Origin of the sequence: Limnobacter sp. (assembly GCF_036846585.1) — a bacterium.
GTDB lineage: Bacteria > Pseudomonadota > Gammaproteobacteria > Burkholderiales > Burkholderiaceae_B > Limnobacter.
In genome coordinates, this window is record NZ_DAIUBR010000006.1 from 1 (window position 1) to 22914 (window position 22914).

At 51.7% G+C, this 22914-nt stretch carries 28 protein-coding genes; 10 read left to right on the forward strand and 18 right to left on the reverse strand.

The window, feature by feature from the left end:
* Both V7028_RS04280 and V7028_RS04285 read left to right on the forward strand, forming a co-directional pair.
* Positions 1 to 193, forward strand: a 193-nt coding sequence (locus tag V7028_RS04280) for a hypothetical protein (RefSeq protein WP_334118866.1), incomplete at its 5' end; no start/stop codon positions are given.
* A gap of 51 nt (positions 194 to 244) precedes the next feature.
* Positions 245 to 1333 (forward strand): Fic family protein, encoded by a 1089-nt coding sequence (locus V7028_RS04285; RefSeq protein WP_334118867.1) that lies wholly within the window; start codon positions 245 to 247, stop codon positions 1331 to 1333.
* A gap of 220 nt (positions 1334 to 1553) precedes the next feature.
* Here V7028_RS04285 and V7028_RS04290 read toward each other — a convergent pair whose 3' ends face one another.
* Entirely contained in the window at positions 1554 to 1895 is a 342-nt protein-coding gene (locus V7028_RS04290) for a type II toxin-antitoxin system RelE/ParE family toxin (protein ID WP_334118868.1), read from the reverse strand.
* Complete coding sequence (locus tag V7028_RS04295; RefSeq protein ID WP_334118869.1) at positions 1895 to 2170, reverse strand: type II toxin-antitoxin system Phd/YefM family antitoxin; 276 nt, start codon at positions 2168 to 2170, stop codon at positions 1895 to 1897. The genes V7028_RS04290 and V7028_RS04295 overlap by 1 nt, the downstream gene beginning before the upstream one ends.
* A 213-nt stretch (positions 2171 to 2383) precedes the next feature.
* Between V7028_RS04295 and V7028_RS04300 the strand changes: the two genes are divergently transcribed.
* Positions 2384 to 2995: a tyrosine-type recombinase/integrase gene (locus V7028_RS04300; protein ID WP_334118870.1), complete on the forward strand. Its 612-nt coding sequence runs from the start codon at positions 2384 to 2386 to the stop codon at positions 2993 to 2995.
* Between the two features lie 25 nt (positions 2996 to 3020).
* Here V7028_RS04300 and V7028_RS04305 read toward each other — a convergent pair whose 3' ends face one another.
* Positions 3021 to 3302 carry a helix-turn-helix domain-containing protein gene (locus V7028_RS04305; protein WP_334118871.1) on the reverse strand — a complete coding sequence of 94 codons (282 nt, stop codon included), beginning with the start codon at positions 3300 to 3302 and terminating at the stop codon, positions 3021 to 3023.
* A complete protein-coding gene (locus V7028_RS04310) occupies positions 3292 to 3606 on the reverse strand; it encodes a transcriptional regulator (RefSeq protein ID WP_334118872.1) in 315 nt (104 codons plus the stop codon). Before V7028_RS04310 ends, V7028_RS04305 begins: the two co-directional genes overlap by 11 nt.
* Positions 3607 to 3948: 342 nt before the next feature.
* Here V7028_RS04310 and V7028_RS04315 point away from each other — a divergent pair, with 342 nt between their 5' ends.
* From V7028_RS04315 to V7028_RS04330, 4 genes are all read left to right on the forward strand, one after another.
* Entirely contained in the window at positions 3949 to 4869 is a 921-nt protein-coding gene (locus V7028_RS04315) for a hypothetical protein (protein WP_334118873.1), read from the forward strand.
* Positions 4870 to 5035: 166 nt separating this feature from the next.
* Complete coding sequence (locus tag V7028_RS04320; protein WP_334118874.1) at positions 5036 to 5230, forward strand: DUF2188 domain-containing protein; 195 nt, start codon at positions 5036 to 5038, stop codon at positions 5228 to 5230.
* Positions 5231 to 5236: 6 nt separating this feature from the next.
* Entirely contained in the window at positions 5237 to 5872 is a 636-nt protein-coding gene (locus V7028_RS04325) for a hypothetical protein (RefSeq protein WP_334118875.1), read from the forward strand.
* 53 nt (positions 5873 to 5925) lie between these two features.
* On the forward strand, positions 5926 to 6984 hold the full coding sequence (locus tag V7028_RS04330; protein WP_334118876.1) for a hypothetical protein: 1059 nt from the start codon (positions 5926 to 5928) through the stop codon (positions 6982 to 6984).
* A gap of 305 nt (positions 6985 to 7289) precedes the next feature.
* On the opposite strand, the gene V7028_RS04335 is transcribed toward V7028_RS04330, so the two are convergent.
* A complete protein-coding gene (locus V7028_RS04335) occupies positions 7290 to 8705 on the reverse strand; it encodes an FRG domain-containing protein (RefSeq protein ID WP_334118877.1) in 1416 nt (471 codons plus the stop codon).
* A 307-nt stretch (positions 8706 to 9012) separates the two neighbouring features.
* On the opposite strand from V7028_RS04335, the gene V7028_RS04340 reads away from it, so the two are divergent.
* Positions 9013 to 9318, forward strand: a complete 306-nt coding sequence (locus tag V7028_RS04340) for a type II toxin-antitoxin system RelE/ParE family toxin (protein WP_334118878.1) — start codon at positions 9013 to 9015, stop codon at positions 9316 to 9318.
* Positions 9319 to 9412: 94 nt separating this feature from the next.
* On the opposite strand, the gene V7028_RS04345 is transcribed toward V7028_RS04340, so the two are convergent.
* From V7028_RS04345 to V7028_RS04395, 11 genes are all read right to left on the reverse strand, one after another.
* A complete protein-coding gene (locus V7028_RS04345; protein ID WP_334118879.1) occupies positions 9413 to 10189 on the reverse strand; it encodes a ferredoxin--NADP reductase in 777 nt (258 codons plus the stop codon).
* A complete protein-coding gene (locus V7028_RS04350; RefSeq protein ID WP_334118880.1) occupies positions 10186 to 10482 on the reverse strand; it encodes a DUF971 domain-containing protein in 297 nt (98 codons plus the stop codon). The genes V7028_RS04345 and V7028_RS04350 overlap by 4 nt, the downstream gene beginning before the upstream one ends.
* Positions 10479 to 11345: an ABC transporter ATP-binding protein gene (locus V7028_RS04355; protein WP_334118881.1), complete on the reverse strand. Its 867-nt coding sequence runs from the start codon at positions 11343 to 11345 to the stop codon at positions 10479 to 10481. Before V7028_RS04355 ends, V7028_RS04350 begins: the two co-directional genes overlap by 4 nt.
* A complete protein-coding gene (locus V7028_RS04360; RefSeq protein WP_334118882.1) occupies positions 11342 to 12304 on the reverse strand; it encodes an ABC transporter permease in 963 nt (320 codons plus the stop codon). Before V7028_RS04360 ends, V7028_RS04355 begins: the two co-directional genes overlap by 4 nt.
* A gap of 3 nt (positions 12305 to 12307) precedes the next feature.
* Positions 12308 to 13765 (reverse strand): ABC transporter substrate-binding protein, encoded by a 1458-nt coding sequence (locus V7028_RS04365; protein WP_334118883.1) that lies wholly within the window; start codon positions 13763 to 13765, stop codon positions 12308 to 12310.
* Between the two features lie 62 nt (positions 13766 to 13827).
* Positions 13828 to 14169 carry a ferredoxin FdxA gene (gene fdxA, locus V7028_RS04370; RefSeq protein ID WP_334118884.1) on the reverse strand — a complete coding sequence of 114 codons (342 nt, stop codon included), beginning with the start codon at positions 14167 to 14169 and terminating at the stop codon, positions 13828 to 13830.
* 11 nt (positions 14170 to 14180) lie between these two features.
* Positions 14181 to 15128, reverse strand: coding sequence for a HEAT repeat domain-containing protein (locus tag V7028_RS04375; RefSeq protein ID WP_334118885.1), 948 nt, complete (start codon positions 15126 to 15128; stop codon positions 14181 to 14183).
* A gap of 14 nt (positions 15129 to 15142) precedes the next feature.
* Positions 15143 to 15376, reverse strand: a complete 234-nt coding sequence (locus tag V7028_RS04380; RefSeq protein WP_334118886.1) for a 4Fe-4S dicluster domain-containing protein — start codon at positions 15374 to 15376, stop codon at positions 15143 to 15145.
* Positions 15377 to 15410: 34 nt separating this feature from the next.
* Positions 15411 to 17135 carry a fumarate reductase/succinate dehydrogenase flavoprotein subunit gene (locus tag V7028_RS04385; protein ID WP_334118887.1) on the reverse strand — a complete coding sequence of 575 codons (1725 nt, stop codon included), beginning with the start codon at positions 17133 to 17135 and terminating at the stop codon, positions 15411 to 15413.
* Positions 17136 to 17146: 11 nt separating this feature from the next.
* Positions 17147 to 17914, reverse strand: a complete 768-nt coding sequence (locus tag V7028_RS04390; protein WP_334118888.1) for a GntR family transcriptional regulator — start codon at positions 17912 to 17914, stop codon at positions 17147 to 17149.
* A gap of 148 nt (positions 17915 to 18062) precedes the next feature.
* On the reverse strand, positions 18063 to 19100 hold the full coding sequence (locus V7028_RS04395; protein ID WP_334118889.1) for a YeiH family protein: 1038 nt from the start codon (positions 19098 to 19100) through the stop codon (positions 18063 to 18065).
* A 93-nt stretch (positions 19101 to 19193) separates the two neighbouring features.
* On the opposite strand from V7028_RS04395, the gene V7028_RS04400 reads away from it, so the two are divergent.
* Positions 19194 to 20072: a LysR substrate-binding domain-containing protein gene (locus V7028_RS04400; protein WP_334118890.1), complete on the forward strand. Its 879-nt coding sequence runs from the start codon at positions 19194 to 19196 to the stop codon at positions 20070 to 20072.
* A gap of 19 nt (positions 20073 to 20091) precedes the next feature.
* Here the strand turns inward: V7028_RS04400 and V7028_RS04405 are convergent, their stop codons facing one another.
* Positions 20092 to 20985, reverse strand: coding sequence for a LysR family transcriptional regulator (locus V7028_RS04405; protein ID WP_334118981.1), 894 nt, complete (start codon positions 20983 to 20985; stop codon positions 20092 to 20094).
* A gap of 112 nt (positions 20986 to 21097) precedes the next feature.
* Here V7028_RS04405 and V7028_RS04410 point away from each other — a divergent pair, with 112 nt between their 5' ends.
* Positions 21098 to 22264: a mandelate racemase/muconate lactonizing enzyme family protein gene (locus V7028_RS04410; RefSeq protein ID WP_334118891.1), complete on the forward strand. Its 1167-nt coding sequence runs from the start codon at positions 21098 to 21100 to the stop codon at positions 22262 to 22264.
* A gap of 21 nt (positions 22265 to 22285) precedes the next feature.
* Here the strand turns inward: V7028_RS04410 and V7028_RS04415 are convergent, their stop codons facing one another.
* Entirely contained in the window at positions 22286 to 22822 is a 537-nt protein-coding gene (locus V7028_RS04415; protein WP_334118892.1) for a DUF3455 domain-containing protein, read from the reverse strand.
* Between the last annotated feature and the right edge of the window lie 92 nt (positions 22823 to 22914).

Here is a 22914-nt window from a genome sequence, read left to right on the forward strand (position 1 = left end):
CCCCAATTTACTTATCGAGCGGGGTCAAACTGTTCAAATCAACCGAGCCACTTCTAGGGAAACGAAACACGCTAACAGAGGAATTCCGTACTTCAAAAAAGCCGCTGATTTGGGTCACTCTCAGGGGGTAGAGCTGAAGCACCCCTTCGAAACTCAACCCTTATGCCTAAAAAACCAGGCTTTTTTAACATGAAACCACTATCATGTTAAAAATATCGATTATTTTTAACACGTTCAGGATGCCATGTTAAAAGCAAGCTACAACATTCCGCAGATGCCTCCCTCTGAGTTTAATCAGGAAGATCCTGCTATTTTGAAGGCCTTAGCTGTTGCGCACAGGCATCTTGCGGAGCTAAAGGGGTGCGCCAAAAGTATTCCCAATCAAGGCATTCTGATTGACACATTGACACTGCAGGAAGCCAAGGCAAGCTCGGAAATTGAAAGTTATGTCACCACACAAGATGAACTCTTTCAGGCTGATTTGCAGCTTGCTGACTGGGTATCTCCGGCCAGCAAAGAAGTGTCGCGTTACAGGGAAGCCCTGAAATATGGTTTCGCAAAGATGCAATCCAACCAAGGCCTACTTACCAACAGCACATTGATCGCGCTATTTCAATTATTAAAGAACAGCGCAGACGGGTTTCGTCACATGCCGGGCACCGTTTTAAAAAATGATCGAACAGGTGACACGGTTTTTGTTCCGCCTCAGGGCGCCAGTGAAATTCAGCAACACATGGACAGCCTGGAGCATTTTATCAATACGCCAGACGATCTTGATCCTTTGATTAAAATGGCGCTTATTCACCATCAGTTCGAGAGCATTCACCCTTTTAGCGATGGCAACGGGCGAATCGGCAGAATATTGTGCGTGCTGTATTTGACGCAAACCAGCTTGCTGGACATTCCGATTCTTTACCTTTCCAGATACATCAACCAGAACAAATCCGATTACTACCGACTTCTTCAAATTGTGAGAGACCACGGTCAATGGCATGAGTGGATGCTATTTATGCTGCAAGCAGTCGCGGTTACAGCAAGAAGTACAGTGGACCTGGTCGAGGGTATGCGCGTGTTGATGGCGAACACCAAACAAAGGATGAGAAAAGAACTTCCGAATCTTTATTCGCAAGACTTGCTCAACAACCTTTTCAGGCACCCGTACACCCGAATCGAATTCGTGCAAAGCGACCTAGGTGTTTCACGCCAAACAGCAGCAAAATATTTACGCGAACTTGTTGGCAAAGGAATTGTTCTTGAACATGCGCAAGGCAAACATGTTTATTTCATCAATCAGCCACTTGTAAGTTTGCTGAGCCAGGACGAGATTCGGTAAGAGAGATTGGGGCAAACTGGCTTCAATATATAAGGATGATGTTGTGATGCAAAAGAATCGGCTGACAGGCGATTTTTCGGCCTTTACGAACAGATGGATTGACGGGGTGATAGGCCTAAGTTGTTGACAAAAAAATCTTTGGAACATGGGTGGGCGTTGTTGGTCTGGGTTGGGGAAGGGTTCTGCCCCAAAGGGCGGGATGTCGTCCAAGTGCTGCAGACTAGGCACCCAAGAGGCGACGAGCAAGCACGGATTGCATGTCACGGCGTCCGTCCGCAATCACGTAAATAAGGACTCGGCTGCCTGTGACACGGTAGATCACGCGGTACGGCTTAAAAAAGGTCTGGCGATATTCTTTGATACCAAGGCTAACAAGTTCTTTCGGGAATCTGCCGCGTTCCGGGAATTTCGACAAACTCTCTACAGCATTTATCAATTCATCCAGCACATGGTTGGCATTGGCCACACAGTCGAATTCAGAAATGTAGTCGTGGATAGCTTCCAAGTCCTGCTCTGCACCCTTGGTCAGCAATACTTCGAATTTGGCAGATTTTCCTGCCATCAGACTGATGCTCGTTTGGCGCGCAAGCGGGCAACAACATCAGCCACGGGTTTGACCTTGTCAGCAGTCACATCCTGATTACCCAAGGCAAGGATTTTCAGCAAGGCCAGAGTTTCTTGAGTCTCTTCAAACGAGGCGATGTCTTGCAGGACGGCCTTCGCTTCCCCGTTTTGGGTAATGACCATAGGTTCCCGCTGCTCCGCAAGATTCGTCAGAACCTCGGCAGCGTTGGCTTTAAGATAGCTGATCGGCTTTACTTGTGATGAGTAACGCATGGCTGTGTCCTGGATTCAAGAAGGACTTAATATAGTCTTTTTATGGTCTTACAGCAAGATGCCTGAACAGCTTCTCGGCCAAAACCGTCATTCCGCACTGAACTGCGTAATGTCTGCATTGAGGGGGAAACCGGATAAGACAAGGCCTGTCTCTTTTGCTGCTTTGGTTACAAGCGCACTATGAACTCTCCTTCAACCAAGTAGGAGAAAGTCATGGAACAAGCGCATCAGCAACCTTGGAACAAAGGTCAATTAATTGGGCAAAAGCCACCGCTTAAGCTAAAAGATATCTGGACAATTCGCATTCATCTACAAAATGCAGACGCAGTCCGAGATTTGGCTCTTTTCAATCTCGCCATCGATAGCAAGTTACGAGGTTGTGATTTGGTCAGCCTTCGAGTACGAGACATCGCACACGGTCATCAAGTTTTAACAAGGGCAATGGTGATTCAACGCAAAACTCAGAGACCTGTGCAATTTGAGCTAACGGAGACCACCAGAACAGCAGTGGCTAAATGGCTAGAGTTATCTCATCTTAAAGGGGAGGATTTTCTGTTTGCCAGTCGCGTATCAACATCCGAGCATCTGTCTACGAGGCAATACGCGAGGATAGTCCATGGTTGGGCAGAAAAAGCGGGGTTGGATCCAAGCGTGTACGGTACACATTCAATGCGAAGAACAAAGGCCACATTGATTTACAAAAGAACCAAGAATCTGCGTGCGGTCCAGTTATTGCTCGGTCATTCAAAGTTGGAAAGCACTGTTCGATACTTGGGGATTGAAGTTGACGATGCACTGGAAATTTCAGAACAAACTGAAATTTGATGCCAGGCGAAGCACAGTAAGCTTCTTACGCGCCGATTTCTCGCAGAACTTCTGGATGAGTAACCGCAACTTTGAGCAGGGTTTTTGCCGCGCCGGTTGGGCTTCGGCGGCCCTGTTCCCAGTCCTGCAGAGTTCGAGCTGACACACCCAGCAAAGAAGCGAATGCTTGCTGAGACAAACCCATTTTGGCGCGTGCCTCTGCCGCTGCTGACAACTCAACCTGGGTTACACGTGCGGCCTTGCCTTGACGCATTTGTTTCACAGACTTAAGTAAGTCATCTTGAAATTTTTTCATTTCAGAGTCCATCTTCTACTCCCTTTTTCAATTCAGCTAAAAAGGCGGTTGGAAGGTTATCGAACTTGGCCTTTTTGTACACTATGAGCAGCCAAACGGCCGCTTCAGTTGCATTGAAATAAATTACCCTGGCACCACCTCGCTTACCTTGACCAGCAGATGACCAACGAACTTTCCTACAACCACCACTTCCTGGAATAACATCGCCAGCTTCTGGGTTATTGGCAATCCAGTTGATGAATTCAATCCGCTCGGCGTCTGACCACACATCGCTGGCATATTTTTGAAATATTGGGGTTTCGGCTACGGTTCTCACATTCGGGAATATACGGCAATGCCGTATTTTTGGCAATCCCTAGTTAGAGTTAAAGGCGGCCTGTCGGCCGAAGCGGACGTTAGGACTTAATGCTGAAACGTCTTAGTTGTTGGCGAAAGCAGACTTCGAAACTTCGACGATAGTCGATAATGCTGACCTTCGGAATCGCATTCTAGGTGCACTATTTGGTGGCGTATAAACAGGATTTATTTTTCATACTGTTCATGTGATGCTTGGCAAATATGTGAAAAAGTAAAGTTAAAGAAACAATCTGCGATGTTCGGATAAATAAATATCGTCGTTATTTTTCGATCAATCAAGTTGGGGGTCATAGGAGAAGCCATGCCGCAATCGGGAACAATATTCAGAGCGCTTGTCGCGTCACCTAGTGACTGCGCACATGAGCGAAAAATCATCCCGGAGGTCATCTCAGCGTGGAACGCTGTTCACTCGTTGAGTAGCGCTGCGATCATTGAGCCGGTACTTTGGGAAACACACTCTCGCCCTGAAATGGGAGGTAGGCCTCAGGAACTGATAAATCAGCAGCTCGTCGTCAACTGCGATCTGGTAGTGGGCGCCTTTTGGACAAGATTAGGAACTCCCACAGGAGTTGCTGAATCTGGTACGGCAGAAGAGATCGAACAACTCCGAGCGGCAGGAAAACCGGTTTTGCTCTACTTTTCGTCGGCGCCTGTTGTCCCTGAGAGCCTTGATGCGACACAGTACAAAGCTCTTACAGACTATAGAAGTCGCCTTGGCACACAAGGCCTGTATTTCAAGTACGAAAATCTGGCTGAGTTCAGAGAACAGTTCCAACGGCATCTCGCTGGCCAGATGATCGATCTGTTGAAGTTTGTATCGAACTCAGCCTCAACTACCCTCTCGACCCAACCAACCATGACGGATCAGCATCGGGCGCTGGTCACATTCTCTACTGATCTGCAGGCTTTTCTTCGTAGATTAGGTGCCGAGTGGGAAGCCGAGCGCGACAGTGAGCCGCACAGTACAGATGACGGAAAATACATCCTGAGTCGCGCCGCTGATGAGGTTCTGCACTTCAAAAGCATGATCGTGGAAGATAGCGCCGGTCTTGCAGAGAAGCTTGGCGAAGTACTAAAGAAGATTCGTGGACAACAGCGACATCGAACATACATCGACGGAGGTGTCTCGTTTCAACGATTTTGGGATGAAGGCGACCAGATCATCCGCGATCTCAAGGATGTGTCAACGAAGCTCGACTCCATGGCAAACGATGCTGCCTGACGCATGACGCCCAACGAGTAAGGTTCAGATCGTGATCGCAAGGCGAGGCACGATCTGAACCGTTTAACCCTTCGATCGAGAGGATGTGCTCCGTCAAACAGGGACACGCTTCACATCTCATACGTTATATGCTATTCAAAAGAGTCAACAAACCAAGTAGAAAATTATGGCTGAGAAAAAGACACATCACGTAGTTAAAAACCCATCGGGCGGATGGAGCGTCAAGAAGGGTGGCGCGGTGCGAGCGTCTGGCACGTACAAGACACAGAATGAGGCGACAAAAGCTGCGCAAAAAATTAGCCAGAATCAGGGATCACGCGTCGTAGTACACGGCACAGATGGCCGTATAAAGAAAAAGTAGCGCGGCATGGCAGACCCTAACTTCCACAAAAATGTCTTTATCAACTGCCCTTTCGATGAAGATTACCGTCAACTCTTGCTCGCCGTTATCTTTACGGTAAAGCGTCTCGGATTCATTCCCCGACTAACGTTAGAACAGGCCAACTCGGGAGTCACCAGAATTACACTAATCCTAGATCTGATCGAGGCATCAAAGTATGGAATCCACGATCTGTCTCGTTTGCTTGCAGCCGAAGAAGGCCAACCCGCGCGAATGAACATGCCATTTGAGCTAGGAATTGACTTCGGATGCAAGAAGTTTCGTGAAGAGCCATGGTGTGATAAACGCCTGCTGATACTTGAGAAGGAGAGATATAGATATCAGGCGGCACTCTCCGATCTCTCTGGGTCTGACATAAGAGAGCACAACGACGAACCCATCAGAGTAACGAAGGCCGTTAGAGATTGGTTCGTTACAGAAGCACTGAATACTGGTCCGAGTCACACAAAAATTTGGTATGAATTCAACGACTTTACAGCTGATTTAGAGGAAAATTTGGAGGCGCAAGGCCATGAACCCGAAGACTTTGGTGAGGTACCAATTTCGGAGGTGATGGCATACATGGATAGATGGTTTGAAGCGCGCGCAGAACAAGGCGTTTGAATCCAACGCGTACTCCGCAAGCGCTTCTCAACTCAAAGTTAACACTTAAGACAATGAACCCACTATTACAAGATTCCAGAAAAATTATCGTGACCTTGGCGAATCTTTTCAAAAAAGAAAATCTTGCGCCTGAATTTCAGGTGCTTTCTCAAGGAAAAGTAAATATCGAAGTGAATGGATACGATAGTTGGAATGGCGGAACGACAGTTTACGGAATTTATTGTCGGATCCCATTGGAGCTATATTCGAATATTGAATTAGAAATTCAGGCTATTGAGCAAAGCATAAAAAGTAAAGCTGAAACTTTGTTTCGGTCATATCCAGAATGTTGGATCGGTGAAGTGGTTATTTCTCCTGAATTGGTCGATGAGATCCACGGTAAGGCATACAAAATTTCCCATGAAAATCTCGTTAAGTTGCTTGAATCTCAAAAGGACGTAATGGTTTCTGTGTCTACTGGTGGCGCCAGAATTCAAGATGTAAATAGCGAATACCAGTCAAGCGTTTCAGAGATCTCAGAAGCCCTCACAGAAAGGGGGTTAGCCAACCCAAACCCATTTAAAGATTTATGGGAGTGGTATGGGAAGTGGAGTGATGGATCTTTGTCTACATACCAGTCAAGACGAGCCTTCCTGTCAGCGATTTTTTCCCCAATAATCGAAACAATCAAACGGATGAAGACTGCGTCTGTAAATCCAGTATTTGAAGAACCTACGGGCTGGAATCGGGTAGATCGAAGCATGGGTGAAATTAAACTACGCTTGGTACAGTCAAGTTCTGAAGAGCAATTTCAAGGTATTGGGTTGTTAGCGCGAGAGACGTTAATCTCACTTGCGCAAGCGGTTTATGACCAGGAATTACATACTTCTACAGACGGAACGGTGCCATCGAAGACCGACGCAAAACGAATGCTTGAAGCATACATTTCGTCAGTTCTTCCTGGTAAAAGTAATGAAAACATAAGGCGCCATGCCAAGGCTTCTCTTGATCTGGCAAATGACCTGACTCACAGCCGTACGGCTGATTTTAGACTGGCCGCCTTGTGCGCTGAATCGACGAATGCAGTGGTTAATATTTTATCCATAATTTCCGGACGTCGAGATCGTGGGTAAATGTGTTGTCAAGAGCATGTTGTCGGACTGGTTTTCTGCTGCGCTTCTTAAAGTCAGCCGCGAATGCTGGCGATATCCAACGTCGGTTTAAGATCACTTGGAAGGCTTTTTAAATCAAAAGCTTCATGACCGCATTGGCCGAAATTCGACCGAAGCAGGCGAACCGAGAGGGTGGCCTCGATGTCAGCTATCGGCCAAAAGTGGATAGCTGTTGGATGTAAATCTAACCGACGCCATACCTGGAATGATACAAGCCTCTAATAACTTTCCCTAGTATCCCATTCTTCGAAGCTCACCCGAGCTTGCTAATAAGGTTCGCCCCAGGTAGCTCGCAAGTCAGAAGTTGGGACGATACCTTTATGCACATAGAGGCTAGGTTCGACGCGCTCTAATTCTCCATCTCCCAGTGAAAGGTCTATGCGGCCTAGGAGTTCAAAATTCTCCGCGTGCTCCGAACCGCATGCGCAGTCGTCTTTGTGTAGAACTCGCTCCCATGCACCATTTTCGTCGATCCGATAGTGCATCCCATAGAAGCGCCCGATTCCTATGATGCGCAGACCAGGATGATCCACTCCATACTCGAAAACGCTGACAATGTCGTCTGGCATCTTGACAACACCGATACCTTTCCCGTAACGCGTGCCCATCCCGTGGTAGACAAGACCATCCAATTCAATGGAGATTTCGTCGTATTCTTGAAGCAGCTTGTTAATGTTCGGAAGGATTACGCGAGGCGCGCCAACTCCGTAGTACAAGGTGCTACCGCAGAGGATTTGGACAATTTGCGTGGCTGTCGCGGTGAGGGAGTCTGGTGGAGGCGGGAGGTTCCTGGTCCAGAAGGGGCGATACATAGCGCTCTCAGGTGGCATGTGCTTCCGAAGGTGATTCGAATATTCTGGAAGCTCCAGCGTTCGCCCAAACGCTTCCAAGCCATCGTCAGAGATATGTCGCATCTTTTCCCATGGCATCGCCAGTAGCTCTCGATACACAGGATCATCGGATGGCTCGGGGAACAACCAATCAGCGCTGTAATTCCCCGCGAAGTCGCGAAAAACCTCCGCTGGCGCCGTGATATGACAAAGGATGCAGTCTCCATTCAGGCCACTTTGGCTCAAAGGGCCGACCATGTAAGCGTCCTGTCGCACATATCGTGGAGTCCCCTCGTGGGTTGCGATTTCTGATAGATGAGCCGCCTGAATTCCCGACTGACGAAGCATCTTCTGGCAAATTATGTAGATGTTGCCCATCTGATCCGTAGGTACGAACCATGCGTTTAGGGTGCGAAGCAAAACTGGGTCTTCGAAACAGTCTTCTACCAGATTAACGGAGATCTTAGACTCAAAGCTATTGCTTGCAAACCAAGCAGCGACACGCGGATCGCCGGTAGCATCTAGAAAGAATGAGCGAAACCCGTAGTGTTGAAGAATCGCTTGGTTGGTGGCTATGTCGTCGGTTTTCTTCCATCCACGAACAAGATGCTGTAAAGCTCTCTGCGCGTAATGGGACCATTTGATCATCAGATCAGGCACGCAGCCCCGACGCTGGAATGAGGTCGATAGCGAGGGGGTATCATCCGAGCCAGGATAGTGCTTGGTTTGTCCTCTATAGAGAACGCCTGGCCCATATTGCTCGATAGCCGCGTTGAGTTCTCCAAGAGTATTGCAATGCTGCTTTTCCATTTCCTCTTTTCGCTCACAAGTCCTTCGTTGATCAATCATCATCGACGGTGGATTCATTACAGATGATACATCCACCACCGTAGCCCAAGCTGGTCACATACAGGCAAGTTTCAATTCGTTTCCCTATCCCGTTCCGTGGTCGAGAACAAGGAGGCACGGACTATCGTAAGAATGGACTCTAATTGATCATTTCAATGACTGTAATGGGTCGAAAGCTGTCGTTTTTCAAGAATATTTGAAAGTCCGTTATGGCCGAACAGCAGTCAAAGACCTCTCTCACAAGATCAAATAATTGAATCACCTGCCCGCCACAGACACTTACCTGTAGCAGCGCATTAAACAACAATGCGTGTTGCGCAATACGCAACAATCCACTATACATCTATCTTTTAAACACAAAGGTCTTCGCAAGTTCTTTGAAACTGGAAGCGCCGCAGCCATCCAAGCGAATCACAGCAAACGCCTTCGCTTACAGCTTACCGCCCTGGATACCGCGGAAACCATCAACGACATCGATATTCCGGGCTTTTCGCTTCACCCACTCAAAGGCGAAATGCGTGGTCGTTGGGCAATATCAGTTAATGGCAACTGGCGATTAACGTTCGAGTTTCGTGATGGCAACGCCCACGTGCTGGATTACGAGGATTATCACTAATGAACATGCACAACTCACCTCACCCCGGTGAATTCATCACTAGTGTTTACCTTGAGCCGCATGGAATCAGCGGCCGGGAACTTGCATAGACCAACTACTTCTCCACAAACGCCCGTTCAATCACATAGTCCCCACGTTCGCCCTGCCTCGGGCTGATTTTCAAGCCCTTGGCATCCAGCAGTTTGCAGGTGTCTTCCAGCATGCTGGGGCTGCCGCAAATCATGGCGCGGTCGTGGGCGGCGTCCATTACAGGCAAGCCTAAATCTTCGAATAATTTTCCGCTGTGCATCAGGTCGGTCAAGCGGCCACGGTTGCGGTAGGGTTCGCGGGTTACGGTGGGGTAGTACAGCAAGCGGCCTTGCACAAGTTCGCCAATGTATTCCTGCTTGGGCAGTTCTTCGCGAATGTAGTCGGAATAGGCCAGTTCGCTGACCGTGCGCACGCCATGCACCAGCACCACTTTGTCGAATCGCTCATAAGTCTCAGGGTCGCGAATAATGCTCATGAAGGGTGCAAGGCCGGTGCCGGTGGCCAGCAGGTACAGGTTGCGGCCGTCGTTCAAATCATCAATCACCAAGGTGCCCACGGGCTTTTGGCCCACAATCAATTGGTCGCCGGGCTTTAAGTGTTGCAGGCGGGAAGTCAGCGGGCCATTGGGCACTTTGATGCTTAAAAACTCAAGGTGCTCTTCATAATTTGCGCTGGCAATGCTGTAGGCGCGCAGCAGGGGTTTGCCTTCTGCCTGCAAACCAATCATCACGAAGTGCCCATTGTGAAAACGCAAGCCAGGGCTGCGGGTGGTTTTGAAGCTGAACAGCGATTCATTCCAGTGGTGCACTTCCAGCACGGTTTCAAATGCCAAATTGCTCATGACGCAACTCCAAGTTCGCGCAGGTAGGCCCAAGGGAAAATTCCGCGTTCGTGGCCGTCTGCAAATTTAAAATTCAAGGCGTGTTCGCCCACCATTTCAATGCCGGTAATTGCGCTGCCCTGCGCCACTGGCAAGCCTGCACGCTGCGCGGCAACACATTCAGCACACTTGCAGTTTTTTCTCAGCAGGCTGTGCGGCAATTCACTGACCAGCCCATCGGCCCACTCAATGCGCAGCAGTTGCGAAGCGCGTTGATCCGTAACCGCCAAGGGTTGAATGGATGTGCTGTTCATCGCAAAGTCTCCATGCCCTCTTCGCCCAAGTGCCAGCTTTGGCCCATGGTGGCGGGGTCAATTTCGCCACCCATGGCGGCCAGGCTTTCTTCGCGAATCAAGCCTTTCAGTTGCCTGTGCAGGGCTGTAAAAACCGGTGAAGCTGTCATGCCCGATGAACGTGGGCGTGGCAAATCAATCGGAATTTCCGCTTTTATTTTTCCGGGCCGGGCTGTCATCACATACACACGGTCGGATAGAAAAATGGCTTCTTCAATGTCGTGCGTAATAAACAGCACGGAGATTTTCCATTGCTGCCACATGTGGGTCAGAATTTCCTGCATCACCACGCGGGTTTGGGAATCGAGCGCGCCGAAGGGTTCATCCATCAACAACACACGCGGGCCAGTGGCCAGTGCGCGCACAATGCCCACGCGTTGTTTCATGCCGCCGGAAAGCTGATCGGGGTAGTGGTTCTCGAAGGGCAGCAAACCCGCCAAGCCCAAAAGGGTACGCGCTTTGCCTTCGCGTTCATGGCGGGCCATGCCTTGCAGCTTCAAGCCAAATTCCACGTTCTCGCGCACCTTCAACCACGGAAACAGGGAGTACTGTTGAAACACCACACCACGCTCGGCACTGGGGCCATGAATGGCCTGGCCGTCCATGGTCACCACACCGTCGCTGGGTTTCAAGAACCCGGCCACAATATTCAACAAGGTACTTTTGCCACAACCGGAAGGGCCGACAACCGACACAAATTCGCCAGGCTGCACGTTCAGTGAAACATCTTGCACGGCCGCAAAGCGCGCGCCGTTTTGAATGAAGTTCACCTGCACATTGCTCAGCTTGATACAACCTTCTGGTTTTTTCACGGTGCTGTTCATTTTCCACCTCCGGGCCCGGCAATGTGTTGCCAAGGCATGAGCAAACGGGCCAGCAGCACAATGCCGCCGCTGCACAACAAACCCAACACGCCAATCACGATCATGCCCAGCACAATGTTGGGGTACTCAATCAACGAATACGCTTCCCAGGTGAAGTAGCCCACACCGAACTGGCCTGAAATCATTTCTGCCGCAATCAACGATACCCAGGCCACGCCCATGCCCACCGCCAAACCGGTGAAAACATTGGGCAAGGCTGCAGGCAGTATTACTTTGGTCAGCATGGTGAATTCATTGGCACCCAGGCTTTTTGCGGCACGCAGCAGCACAGGGTCTACACCTTTCACACCCGCCATGGTGTTGATCAATATCGGAAAGAAAGCGCCGATGAAGGTGATGAAAATAATGCTGCTTTCAGTGGTGGGCCACAACATGATTGAAATGGGAACCCAGGCAATGGCAGGAATTGGGCGCAACACTTCAAGCGCAGGAAACATCAAACCCCGCACCACTGTGAATCGACCACACAACAAACCCAGTGTTACACCCAGTGCAGTGGCCATGGCAAAGCCTTGCATAATGCGCACCACGCTTTTCCAGATGTTGGTCTGGAAACGCTGGTTTTGCATCAGCTCGACCATGTTGGTAAACACTTCGCCCGGCGTGGGAATGTTGTTGAAGCGCACATAGAAGTCGAGCTTGTACAAGGTGGCCACGTACCAGAAGGCCACCAGTGCGCCGATCGACAAGAAGGTCATCAACGCGGCCAGGCTGTGTGTTTTTGCACTCATCAAAAACAGTTCACGTGCAGGCAGTTTTTCGGCCACCTCGGGCTTGGCCCGCGTGGGCACGCGGGGTGTGATGGCGGGTATGTCCACAGCTTGCAAGGCGGGTTCCTTCACCACCGGGGCATACTGCTTCGCAACCGAAGGCATTTGAATTTCAAGAGGTCGGGACATAACTTATTTCCCCGCAAGTGCAAGTGCATCGGCATACAGGCCCACCTTGCCACCGTTCTTGGTGGCGTAGGCTTCCGCATCTTTCTTTAACAGGAAGGGCACAATTTCAGGCGTTTTTGCACTGGCTTTCAGCGAATAAAACGCTTTGTCGGCAAACACCTTGATCTTCATGCTTTGGTCGTACACATAGGCCACGCCAATTTTCTTGCCCTCGCCTTCTGCTTTCTTGATGGCGGCCAGCGCACAGTTGGCTGTTTGGTACGCGGTCAAGGCACCGCCTTCCACCCACACTTCGCCAGCTTGCCGTGGCTCGGTGATTTTGCCGCCACACAGTGGGTCGGTGCCGGAAATTTCATAGTTTGTGGTGCTGGCTTTTTGCTTGGCGTAGTCCAGGCCCAATTCCTTGAAGGCTTGCTTTACGTAGGTTTCATCCACCCATGCATCGGCGTCGAATTCCTTCACGCGGCCCATGCGCTTGAGCACACCGTGGTCGTACTTCACGGTTTCAACCCACTCCGGCTTGATGGTGGGGTCTAGGGTGTGCACGCCGCCTGGGCCCAAGAACATGTAGGCCACTTCTTTTTCAATGCGGGTCCATTCTTCAATTTTTGCAGCGGCCTGCACGGGGTTTTTGCGCACCCAGTCGTTGGCTTCCATCAGTGCCTTGATGTAGGCCACCACAAACTCGGGGTACTTTTTGGCGAAGTCTTCGCGCACCACCACACCGTGGAAGGTGGGCACATTGGTTTGCGCACCATCAAAAATTTTGCGTGCAAAACCACGGTAGGGCAGCAGTTCGGCAAACGGTACAAAGTCGGCGTGGCCGTCAATGCGTTTCTCTTGAAGGCTGGAAGTACCCACTTCCGGGCTTTGGCTTGAAAGTTCGAAGTCTTCCGCGGTCCAGCCGCGGTCTTCAAGGGCTTTGAGCAACATACCATGTGCTGCCGACCCAAAAGGCACGGAGAGTTTTTTGCCTTTCAGGTCAGCCAGCTCATAGTAAGGGGAATCTTTGTGCACCACCACGCCATTGCCCGCGCCTTCGGCGTTGTAGGCAATCAGGGCAATCAGTCGGCTTTTGGTTTCATTGCCGTTTTGAAATGTGGCGCCATTGACCAGCAGTGGGTAGTCGCCCATCATGCCGATTTGCAGGGTGTTGGCCACCATGCCGTTGGTCACGGGTGGGCCTGAAGTGAAGTTTTGCCATTCCAGCTTGAATTGAATGTCTTTGAAACGTGGCACCTTGGCCAAGTGTTTTTCAATCAAGCCCAGCTCTTTCAGCACCACACCACCCGTTACGGTATTGGTGGTGGTGTTTTGTGTACCAATTCCGACTGTTACCACTTCGGCCAATGCTGGAAATGACAGTGTGCAGGCCACCAGCGCGCTGGCTGCGCGAATGCCGATGGACCTGCGTGCCACTTTGCCCTGTGCTGCGATTCCTTTGAAGATTCCCGTGTTCATGTCAACAATCCTTTTCAATAGACTCGTTTCAAAATTGGTGTCAGGTGGACATTTCTTCGGGTTCAGGCCTTGTCTGTGCAGGCTTCTTCCAGGTACTGCTTTTTCTTCGGTACATCAACCCAGGCATCGGCGTCTTCCAGCGGCTCTTTGGCGCTGTCAATCACCGGCCATTGCTGGGCCAACCTTGCATTGATTTCAATGAATTCCCGCTGGTCGGCAGGCACATTGTCTTCCTCATAAATAGCGCTGGCGGGGCATTCGGGAATGCACACACCGCAATCGATACAGCCTTCCGGATTGATCACGAGGAAGTTCGGCCCCTCATGAAAACAATCCACCGGGCACACCGACACGCAGTCGGTGTATTTGCATTTGATACAGGCTTGCGTGACCACGAATGTCATGGCAATTCCCCTTAGCTGTGTTTCAGCGTGATGTTGGTCAATGCCAGGCGGGCCAGTTTGCGCACATCGGGGTCGTTGTCTTCCAGCGCTTTTTCAAGTGCAGGAATGGCCCGTTTGTCGCCAATTTCGCCCAAGGCAATGGCCGCCTCTTTTCTCAAATTGCTCACGGTGTCATTCATGGCTTCGACCAGCGCAGGCAGCGCGGGCAATGCCTTCATCACACCCAGGGCGCGTGCGGCTTTCACGCGCACTTGCCAGTAATCGTCCTGCATGGCCTTCACCAAATCATCGGTGGCCTGTGCCATGCCCAGCTTGCCGATGGTGGCAGCAGCTTCTTCACGCACCATCCACACGCTGTCGTTCAAGGCCCGCATCAGCGAAGGAAGCACGCTGACCTCATTCGTGTAACCCAATGCACCCACCGCAATGCGGCGCACTTCGCCATCGGGGTCGTGTGCCGCCACCTCAGCCAGTTCACCCACCGCCTCGGCACGTTTCAAGTAACCCAGCACACCCACGGCTTCACGGCGCACTGCCGGGCTTGGGTCTTTCAGCTGGCTCAAGGCGGGCCCGTAAGCTTCGGGCACGCGCAGTGCACGCACTGCTTTCAAGGCCAGCGAACGCACTGTTGCATCGGCATGGGTTAGCAAGGGGATCAAGGGCGGGGCTGATTCCGATTCCTTCAATTCCGCAAGCACCAAACCGGCCGCTTCCTGCACCACTGCTGATTTGTCTAGCAGCATTTGTGCCAAAGCAGTTACCGTGGCTTGATCCTCAAAACCTTCCAGCGCGCGCACCGCTTCAAGGCGCACATTGGCGTCCGCATCTTGAAGGCAAGGCAGCAACAACAACTCAATGTCGTCTTCGTCGCTGTAGGGCAAGTCGATCACAGCCAGGCGGCGCACTTCAGGGTCGGGGCTGTTCAGCCGTTCCTGCAAAGTTGGAATTGCAATGGTCATGGTGTGGCTCCTTCTCAGCGCAGCAAAAATGGAATGTCCACATGCACGGCGCCTGTGGGGCAATCTGTTTCACAGGGCAGGCAGTACCAGCATTCATCAAATTTCATGAAGGCTTTGCCAGTGACGTGGTCAATGGCCAGCACGTCGAGCGGGCAGACATCCACGCACACGGTGCAGCCTTTTTCGGCGATGCATTTGTCGGAATCCACCTTCACGGGGACTTGGGTAATTGTTGCGGCCATGGTCATGTTCAGTACCTCTCGTGTTCGTTGTCGTAGTTAATCAAGCGGCTTCACCGACCACGCGCAAGCGCTGGTAGGCGTCCATTTCCTTTTCATCGATGGGCACGATATAGGGCTCGATTTCTTTTTTCTTCATCGCCATTTGGCCCTGAGCGTTCTTGTACAACAGGGTGTGGCAGAACCAGTTTTTGTCGTCACGTTCGGGGTAGTCCACATTGAAGTGGTACAGGCCCCAACGGCTTTCCGTGCGGAACAGGCTGGCGCGTGCGGCCATTTCTGCACAGTCGATAATCGAATGCGTTTCCATGGCGCGCATCAGTTCATGCGGGTTGGTGGCCACCATTTGTGCCGCATCTGCACGCACTTCATCCATGCGGCGCAAACCAATCTGGTATTTGCGCGTTACTTTCGGTGGTTGCAGGTAGTCGTTCACCAGGCGGCGTGTTTTGTATTCCACCTGGAAGGGTGTAGGGCCATCGGTGCGCAGCAGGGGCGCTTCAATTCGGTCGTGTTCGGCTTGCACCTGGGCTTCGTCCAGTTCATTCAAACTGTTTTCGGCACAATAAGCGGCTGCGTTCACGCCGCAAATTTTTCCGTACACGAATGCACCCAGCATGTAGTTGTGCGGAACGCTGGCGCAGTCGCCGGCAGAATACAAACCGGGCACGGATGTTTCGCCTTGCGCATTAATCCAGATTCCGGATGCACTGTGGCCGCTACAGAATCCAATTTCGGAAATGTGCATTTCAATCATTTCCTTGCGGTAGTTGTTGCCACGTTGTTCGTGGAAACGGCCGCGGCTTGGGCGTTCGTTGCTGTGCAAAATCACTTCAATTTCGCTGATGGTTTCTTCGGCCAGGTGGTCCAGTTTCAGGAACACGGGGCCGTTGCCGCTTTGCAGTTCGCGGTAAAACTCCATCATCATTTGGCCGCTCCAGTAATCGCATTCAATGAAGCGCTCGCCCGCTGCGTTGGCGGTATAGCCACCGAAGGGGCCGGTTACATAAGCACAGGCAGGGCCGTTGTAGTCTTTAATCAGGGGGTTGATCTGGTAGCACTCCAGGTTGGCCAGTGCAGCGCCTGCGTGGTAGGCCATGGCATGGCCGTCGCCGCAGTTGGTGGGGTTCTCGTAAGTGCCCATCAAGTAGCCTGAAGAAGGCAAGCCCATGCGGCCAGCTGCACCAGTGGCAATAATGGCGGCCTTGCAACGAATCACGTAGAAATCCGCGGTGCGGCAATCAAAACCCATTACCCCGGTGATCTCGCCGTTTGCACCGGTCAACAGGCGTGTGCACACCACGCGGTTGGTCACTTCAACCCGTGTGCGCTTTAACTGGCGGTACAACACGCGCTTCATGTTGTGGCCTTCGGGCATGGGCAACACATAGCTGCCCAGGTGGTGAACCTTGCGCACGGAATAGTCGCCAGTTTCGTCCTTCTCGAATTTCACGCCCCATTTGTCGAGCTCCTGAATCATGTCGAAGCTGTTGGCGGCATAGGCCATCACGCCCTCCTGGTCCACAATGCCGTCGTTGGCAATCGTAATTTCCTTCACATACTGTTCAGCTGTGGCGTGGCCGGGAATGACGGCGTTGTTCAGCCCATCCATACCCATGGAAATTGCGCCGCTGCGTTTTACATTGGCCTTGTCCACCAGCAGCACGCGCAGCTTGGGGTTTTGTTCCTTCGCTTTCACGGCAGCCATGGGGCCGCCCGTGCCGCCACCAATCACCACCAGGTCGTATTCCAAGTCGATGCGTTTCATGTTCACACTCCTTAAGTTCGGTTGATGCGCAAGCGATACTGGAAGGCATCGCCCCGGTAATACAGGTATTCAAAGTCAATGGGCGTGTCGCCCGCGTAGGTCATTCGTTCCATACGCAGCAAGGGGCAACCCTCGTCCACACGCAGTTGGTGGGCCAGCGATTCATCGGCTGAAATGGCTTCAATTTGCAGGTCGGCGTGGGTCAGGTTGTAGCCGTGGTCGTTTTCCAGAATCGCGAAAATGTCGCGCACGGCCAGGTCTTCCTGCAGCAGCTTTTCACCAATGTCGATCGGGAAATAACTCACATCCACTGAAATGGGTTCGCGGTTTAAAAAGCGCAGGCGTTGAATTTCAAATACGGGCTGGGCGGGCTTCACATGCAGGCGATTGGCAACCTGTGCGGTGGCTTCAACCGGCTTGGCACTGAGCACGTTCGAGTAGGTTTCATAACCCGAAGACGACATGGCTTCACCAAAACCCTGCAAGCGCGACAAACTTTGAAAGGCCTTGGGTTTGGACACAAAACTGCCCTTGCCCATCACCTTGAAAATCAGCCCTTCTTTTTGAAGGTCGCTTAAAGCCTGCCGAACCGTAATTCGGCTGACCCCAAACATGCGGATCATTTGGCTTTCAGAAGGCATTTGTGTGTGGGGTGCATAGGTGCCATCGAGAATGCTTTTGCGCAGCGTTTCCCGCACCTGTGTGTACAAAGGCAAAGCTGACACATTGGCGTCGAAAGCCTGCTCTTCTACAATTTTGATCGCTGATTTTTCGTTCATATTTGCTGCCTGAATCAAACCTGTTATGACAGGTCATGATATGCATAGACCGTGCCAGCTTTTGTTGCACCGTGAAAGTGCCATTTTTGCTGCTTTACCTATTTATTACCTGTACTTGTAATCGGTTTCATTTTCTATGCAACCCAAATTAATGCGCTGCAGCACCGCTTTGAATCACGTGCACCAAGACGAATCCGGCTGCCCACAGGTGAATGCACAATGCACTGCCCAACACCCACACCTTCAAACCAGCGGCACGCAAATCAACCCAGCGCGTGCCCACACCCAAGGCCGCCAAACCGGTGGCCATAAGCAGTTGAGAAAGATCAACCAAGGCAATTTCAAGCCGAATACCCAGCAGGCCTGTAGATTTCAAAACCACCGCCAACAAGAATCCCCACAAAAACAAAGGGGGCCGCATGGACACACTGGGAAAATTGGTGTTGGTAACCTTGCGCTGTTCACGTAACATGCTCCAGGCCAGCCACACCATGGCCGGCGCCAACAAGGCCACACGCAACATTTTTTCGATCAATGCAAAGGACGGGGCTTGCCCGCCCACCAAGGCGGCACCCGCCACCACATGCCCCAGTTCATGCACGCTCAAGCCCAGCCACAGGCCGGTAAAGTCAGCCTGCAAATTGAACAACCACTGAAAACCGGGAATGGCAAACATGCTGATCGTGCCAAACACCACCGCCGTGCCCAAGGCAGCAGACGTGGCCGCGGGTGGCGCACGCAACACGGAATCTGCCGCGGCAATGGCAGCACCGCCACAAATTGCACTGCCTGCACCAATCAGCAAAAAGCTGCTGGCCTGCAAGCCCATGCGCTTGCCCAACCAGGCCGCCAAACCCAATGTGCTGGCAACAATAAATACAGCAGACAACATGCCTGCCCAACCCACAGCCAGCAAATCGGCAAAGCCCAACTGAAAACCGAACAAGGCAATGCCGGTTCGCATCACGTGGCGACGTGCAAAGCCAAACCCGGCGTGCCCATGCTGCGCCAATGCAGGTGCGGTGTTTCCCAATGCCATGCCCAAAAACATGGCCAGTGGCAACAGGCCCAAGCCCCAACTTGCAAGGCCGCCCTGCACTGCACCCAGCCAGGCGAATGCGGCCAACAGCATGCTGAGCAGCAAGCCAAAGGGCACAGCGGTGTTGGGGGTTTGAAGAACGCGCATGGTGATGAGTTCAAAAAAGACACCTTATGTTGATGCTTTTTTTCCAATATCCATAGACAATGAAATTCCTGTATTCATAACCATGGGTTATGCATGAATTTGCACCTTCTTCGAATATTCGTCTGCGCCGTAGAGGAAAACAGCTTCACCAAGGCAGCAAACCAATTGGGAATTAGCCAGCCCGCTGTTTCCAAAGCGGTGCGGGAACTTGAATCGCAACTGGACACCTTGCTGCTTGAACGCCAAGGCAAATACTTCAAACCCAATGAGGCCGGGCAGGTGTTGTTCGACTACGGCAAAAGCCTGTTTGCCATGGAGCGCGAGGCCAGCGAGGTGCTGCGTGCTTTTAAGAACCTTGAACGCGGGCGGCTGATTGTGGGTGCCAGCACCACGGTGGCCAGCTACTGGCTTGCACCTTATTTGAAGAAGTTTTCCGACAAGCACCCAGGCGTGGACGTACAAGTGGTGGGTGCCAACACTGAAAGCGTGGCTCAACTGCTGCTGGACTGCAAAGTGGATGTGGCACTGGTGGAAGGTGCTGTACATGATGAACGCATTGAAACCCGCCTGTGGCGCACCGAGGAAATGGTGGCCATTGCACCCAGCTTCGAGAACAGCGTGCGCAAGCGCGAACTGGAACAGCAAATGTGGATACTGCGCGAACAAGGTTCAGGCAGCCGCAATGTGGCTGAACAACTGCTGCTGAACATGGGCATACAAGCGCAGCGCACACTGGAAATGAACAGCAACGAGGCCATTATTCAAGCGGTGGCGGCAGGCTGCGGTGTGGGCATTGTGCCGAAAATTACCGCACGCGATCAGCTTGCCTTGCGGCGGGTAAGACGGTTTGCACTGGGCTCAGGAAAAATGGAGCGGCCCTTGTTCAGGCTACGTTTGCCGCACCGGCCGCTGAGCAATGCGGCGCTGGCATTTGAAGCCTTGTTGGGGGCGAATGTGAAACAAGCGGGCTGACGAGTCGTTTTTCCCGCCCTCACGCGGCAAGCTTCTTGACCAGAAAGTCGATAAAAACCCGCACCCGTGCAGGTTGGTTTTGTTTGCTGGGATAGTAAGCGTACAAATCGGCGCTGGGCAATTTGAATGCTGGCAAAATACGGCGCAAGCGACCACTTTCCAGGTATTTTGTAACATCCCATTCCGAGCGAATCACGATGCCCTGGCCATCGAGCGCCCAGCCTTGAACGATATCGCCGTCATTGCTCGACAATGCACTGTGTACTTTCACAATCTCGGTCTGCCCATTGACCAGAAAACGCCACACACCATACGCATCGTCATTTTGTCGGTGCACGATACAGCGGTGTTTGATCAAATCTGCCAGGGTTTTGGGTACGCCATGTTTTTCCAGATACGCGGGCGCCGCACACATGAACCGCCGGTTGGACATGATTCGCCGCGCGTTGATCCGATTGTCTGGCAACTCCCCAAAACGAATCGCCAAATCAAAACCGGTTTCAATCAGATCAACAGGGCGATCCGTCACTTCCAGCTGAATTTCAACGTCCGGGTACTCCGATGTAAATTCAGACACCAGGGGCGCAATAATGGTGCGGCCAAAACCCAATGGTGCATTCACACGCAACGCGCCACGAGGCGCCCGCCTGCTATCCAGAACAAGCTCATCCAGCTCTTGCAGTTCCGCGACCAGGCGAATTGCATGTTGAAGATAAATTTCCCCCTCGGAAGTCAAACTGATTTTCCGTGTGCTTCGATTCAACAATCGCGCACCAAGCCGCTTTTCCATCGAGGCCAGCCGCATTGTGGCCGCTGGCGGTGTGATGTTCATCGCCCGGGCGGCAGCCGACAGGCTTCCCAGCCTGTTGAGAAGCACAAAAAACTCCAGTTCGGAAAAGGTCGCAGTTTTCAGCAAAACTTAATAATGATTTAAATATTCACTTAAACACACAGTATGAACTTAAAACTATTCTTGCACCACTGAAGCCGAATTCCTGGCCTTCCAACACAAAGGGAGATGCAAAATGAAAATAGTTGAAATTCGCGAAAAGACCATACCAATCAGCTCGCCAATTCGAAACGCATACATTGACTTCAGCAAAATGACGCTGAGCCTTGTCGCTGTAGTTACCGACGTGATCCGCAACGGAAAACCAGTGGTTGGTTATGGCTTCAATTCAAATGGTCGCTATGGCCAGGGCAAATTGATGCGTGAACGGTTTATTCCCCGAATCATGGAAGCAGACCCCGAGACACTGCTGGACGACACGGGAAACAACCTGGATCCACACAAAATCTGGAATTGCATGTTCACCAACGAAAAGCCCGGTGGGCACGGTGAGCGTTCCGTGGCGATTGGCACCATCGACATGGCTGTGTGGGACGCTGCGGCCAAAATTGCCGACAAGCCCTTGTTCCAATTGCTTGCAGACCGCTATGGAAATGGCAACGCCAACCGCAAAATTTTCGTGTATGCCGCCGGTGGGTATTACTACCCAGGTCAGGATCACGACAAACTGAAAGACGAAATGCGCAGTTACATTGACCGCGGGTACACGGTTGTGAAAAAGAAGATCGGTGGTGCCTCACTGGATGAAGACTTGCGTCGAATCGATTCAATTTTGAGTGTGCTTCAGGATGGCCAAAAACTGGCCGTGGATGCCAATGGTCGTTTTGATCTGGACACCGCCATCAAGTATGCCAAAGCCTTGTCACAGTACGATCTGTTTTGGTACGAGGAGGCAGGCGACCCCCTTGACTTCGAACTTCAGACCACGCTGCGCAACTACTACGACAAGCCGATGGCAACCGGTGAGAACCTTTTTTCCATGCAAGATGCCCGCAACCTGATTCGTTATGGGGGTATGCGCCCTGACCGCGACTGGTTGCAGTTTGACTGCGCACTCAGCTACGGTTTGGTCGAATATTTGCGCACGCTGGACATGCTGAAAGAACACGGTTGGTCTGCCAGCCGCTGCATTCCGCACGGCGGGCACCAAATGTCGTTGAATATTGCAGCGGGCCTGGGTTTGGGTGGCAATGAATCTTACCCCGACCTGTTTCAGCCCTATGGCGGATTCCCGGACGGGGTCAAAGTTGAAGGCGGCTATGTCACTTTGCCTGAACTGGCAGGCATCGGCTTTGAATACAAATCCGATTTGATTTGTGAAATGCGCAAACTGGTGGAGTAAAAGAGAAAAGGAAACAAGGATCTAATTCGCCTTCCAAAACCTGTACTCGGCGTTGTAATCCACTTCCACTTTGTCGCCTTCGTTGTTGGCTGAACATTTCTTCGAAGGCGCAACACCACCCTGCGTATTCACACGCTGCACGTAACTGACCGCAGTCAACAGCCCCTGCCCACCAGCCACATCGGATTTCACCAACTGGAAAGGAATATTCTTCGCCCCATTGGGCGACACCGCAACCTGTGAACCATTCACGAATGATTTGTCGTCAACGCTCCAGCGGGCAGGGGGACCGGAATATGTCCCTATTTCTTTGCACTCATCGTCGTTCAACACTGCCTGCTCGCCCACGACAATCCATTTGTAGGTGGTCAATGGTTCTTTTTCCTTGCGACACGCATAGGTGATGGTTCCTTTGGCCCGCGCCTCAAGCACCACAGAATTTCCGGCTGCCACCTGAATCAGCGCAGGCAAGCCTTTTTGCACACGGTCGGGTTGGGCATGTGAAGGCGCAGCCATCAATACCGCGGATAAAAATAAAATGCTTTTTGCAGCGCTCATCCAAAAAACTCCTTGTGCTCTGGGTGCGTGAATTCAAACTGGGTGAAACCCCCTTCTAACGTTTCCACCTTAAACCCAGCCGACATTGTAGG

Bases quoted from the DNA above. Each gene is read 5' to 3' on its own strand.
- V7028_RS04285 (WP_334118867.1), top strand. From the start codon at position 245: ATGTTAAAAGCAAGCTACAACATTCCGCAGATGCCTCCCTCTGAGTTT.
- V7028_RS04290 (WP_334118868.1), bottom strand. From the start codon at position 1,895: ATGGCAGGAAAATCTGCCAAATTCGAAGTATTGCTGACCAAGGGTGCA.
- V7028_RS04295 (WP_334118869.1), bottom strand. From the start codon at position 2,170: ATGCGTTACTCATCACAAGTAAAGCCGATCAGCTATCTTAAAGCCAAC.
- V7028_RS04300 (WP_334118870.1), top strand. From the start codon at position 2,384: ATGGAACAAGCGCATCAGCAACCTTGGAACAAAGGTCAATTAATTGGG.
- V7028_RS04305 (WP_334118871.1), bottom strand. From the start codon at position 3,302: ATGGACTCTGAAATGAAAAAATTTCAAGATGACTTACTTAAGTCTGTG.
- V7028_RS04315 (WP_334118873.1), top strand. From the start codon at position 3,949: ATGCCGCAATCGGGAACAATATTCAGAGCGCTTGTCGCGTCACCTAGT.
- V7028_RS04320 (WP_334118874.1), top strand. From the start codon at position 5,036: ATGGCTGAGAAAAAGACACATCACGTAGTTAAAAACCCATCGGGCGGA.
- V7028_RS04325 (WP_334118875.1), top strand. From the start codon at position 5,237: ATGGCAGACCCTAACTTCCACAAAAATGTCTTTATCAACTGCCCTTTC.
- V7028_RS04330 (WP_334118876.1), top strand. From the start codon at position 5,926: ATGAACCCACTATTACAAGATTCCAGAAAAATTATCGTGACCTTGGCG.
- V7028_RS04335 (WP_334118877.1), bottom strand. From the start codon at position 8,705: ATGATGATTGATCAACGAAGGACTTGTGAGCGAAAAGAGGAAATGGAA.
- V7028_RS04345 (WP_334118879.1), bottom strand. From the start codon at position 10,189: ATGAGCAATTTGGCATTTGAAACCGTGCTGGAAGTGCACCACTGGAAT.
- V7028_RS04350 (WP_334118880.1), bottom strand. From the start codon at position 10,482: ATGAACAGCACATCCATTCAACCCTTGGCGGTTACGGATCAACGCGCT.
- V7028_RS04355 (WP_334118881.1), bottom strand. From the start codon at position 11,345: ATGAACAGCACCGTGAAAAAACCAGAAGGTTGTATCAAGCTGAGCAAT.
- V7028_RS04360 (WP_334118882.1), bottom strand. From the start codon at position 12,304: ATGTCCCGACCTCTTGAAATTCAAATGCCTTCGGTTGCGAAGCAGTAT.
- V7028_RS04365 (WP_334118883.1), bottom strand. From the start codon at position 13,765: ATGAACACGGGAATCTTCAAAGGAATCGCAGCACAGGGCAAAGTGGCA.
- fdxA (WP_334118884.1), bottom strand. From the start codon at position 14,169: ATGACATTCGTGGTCACGCAAGCCTGTATCAAATGCAAATACACCGAC.
- V7028_RS04375 (WP_334118885.1), bottom strand. From the start codon at position 15,128: ATGACCATTGCAATTCCAACTTTGCAGGAACGGCTGAACAGCCCCGAC.
- V7028_RS04380 (WP_334118886.1), bottom strand. From the start codon at position 15,376: ATGACCATGGCCGCAACAATTACCCAAGTCCCCGTGAAGGTGGATTCC.
- V7028_RS04385 (WP_334118887.1), bottom strand. From the start codon at position 17,135: ATGAAACGCATCGACTTGGAATACGACCTGGTGGTGATTGGTGGCGGC.
- V7028_RS04390 (WP_334118888.1), bottom strand. From the start codon at position 17,914: ATGAACGAAAAATCAGCGATCAAAATTGTAGAAGAGCAGGCTTTCGAC.
- V7028_RS04395 (WP_334118889.1), bottom strand. From the start codon at position 19,100: ATGCGCGTTCTTCAAACCCCCAACACCGCTGTGCCCTTTGGCTTGCTG.
- V7028_RS04400 (WP_334118890.1), top strand. From the start codon at position 19,194: ATGAATTTGCACCTTCTTCGAATATTCGTCTGCGCCGTAGAGGAAAAC.
- V7028_RS04410 (WP_334118891.1), top strand. From the start codon at position 21,098: ATGAAAATAGTTGAAATTCGCGAAAAGACCATACCAATCAGCTCGCCA.
- V7028_RS04415 (WP_334118892.1), bottom strand. From the start codon at position 22,822: ATGAGCGCTGCAAAAAGCATTTTATTTTTATCCGCGGTATTGATGGCT.